This window comes from Streptomyces sp. NPDC005141 (assembly GCF_053599975.1).
Window position 1 is genome coordinate 1 of sequence record NZ_JBSFYW010000167.1, and the last position, 1,325, is coordinate 1,325.

2 protein-coding genes are annotated in these 1,325 nt (G+C 66.4%); both read left to right on the top strand.

What is annotated here, in order from left to right; translation table 11 throughout:
• Positions 1-70: 70 nt before the first annotated feature.
• On the top strand, positions 71-379 hold the full coding sequence (locus tag ACWD68_RS41900) for a transposase (protein ID WP_344391831.1): 309 nt from the start codon (positions 71-73) through the stop codon (positions 377-379).
• Positions 376-1,293, top strand: a complete 918-nt coding sequence (locus tag ACWD68_RS41905) for an IS3 family transposase (RefSeq protein WP_451811721.1) — start codon at positions 376-378, stop codon at positions 1,291-1,293. Before ACWD68_RS41900 ends, ACWD68_RS41905 begins: the two co-directional genes overlap by 4 nt.
• Positions 1,294-1,325 lie beyond the last annotated feature (32 nt).

Consider the following 1,325-nt stretch of genomic DNA (forward strand, 5'->3'; position numbering starts at 1 on the left):
TTGAGGTTCCCCCGAGATGCGGAAGATGCTGACAGCGGGTCAGATGGGACTCATGAGAGGAACATCGACCATGGCTGCCCCCAGAAAGTACTCGCTGGAGTTGCGTGAGCGTGCGGTACGGCTGTATCGCACCACGGATCCGAAGCCGCAGATCAAGAAGCTGGCCGTCGACCTCGGCGTGCATCCCGAGGCCCTGCGCGGCTGGATCCGCCAGGCCGAGGCCGATGCCGGCGAGCGCGACGACCGGCTCACCACCGACGAGCGGGCCGAGCTTGCGGCCCTACGCAAGGAGAACACCCAGCTCAAGCGGGCCAACGACGTCCTGCGGACGGCCTCAGCTTTTTTCGCGGCGCAACTCGACCCGACCCGGCCCAGGTGACGACGCTCGTTGACGAGCATCCCCGCCTGGGGGTCGAGTGCGTGCTCCGGGAACTGCACATCCCCTCCTCGACGTACTACCGCTGGCGCCGCGCGGAGAAGGAGCCATGTGAACGGCGCTGCCGCGACGTCGAGTTGACCGAGCAGATCCGCGAGATCCACGCCGCCTCCGGCGGCATCTACGGATCCCCGCGCGTGCACGCCGCCCTCAAACGCGAGGATGTCCACGTCGGCCGCAAGCGGGTCGAACGATTGATGCGTGAGGACGGACTGGCGGGCGTGAGCCCGCGGCGGAAGGGCTTCACGCGCCGGGATCCCAAGGCCACCCTGGCCCCGGACCTGGTCAACAGGGACTTCACGGCGCCCGCGCCGAACCGGTTGTGGGTCACCGACCTCACGATGATCTCCACCGGTGAGGGGCCCTTGTGGCTGTCCGCGATCCGCGACGCGTTCTCCCGCCGCGTCGTCGCGTGGGAGACCTCGGCCCGCGCGGACGCCGACCTGGTGCTGACCACGCTCGAGTACGCACTCGCGTCCCGTGAGGTCGAGCCCGGCAAGCTCATTCACCATGCGGATCACGGCTGTCAATATACGTCCATCAAGCTGACAACTCGGCTGATACGAGCGGGAGTTGAGGCTTCCATGGGTTCGGTCGGGAACTCGTACGATAACGCCCTCGCGGAGAACCTCTGGATGCTCATCAAAACCGAGGGCCTCCGTGGTCGCGCCTTCACCACCCGGGCCGAGGCGAACCTCGCCCTCTTCAAGTACATCGACGGCTTCTATAACTCCCGCCGCATCCAGGAACGGCTCGGTTTCCTCAGCCCGATCGAGTTCGAGGAGAAGTACTACGCCGACCAGGCGACGGCCGAACCAACGAACCTGAACACCCGTCAACCCGCTCTGACCAGCTGATCGGCGACTCCCGAGCAACGGGGGAACCTCAG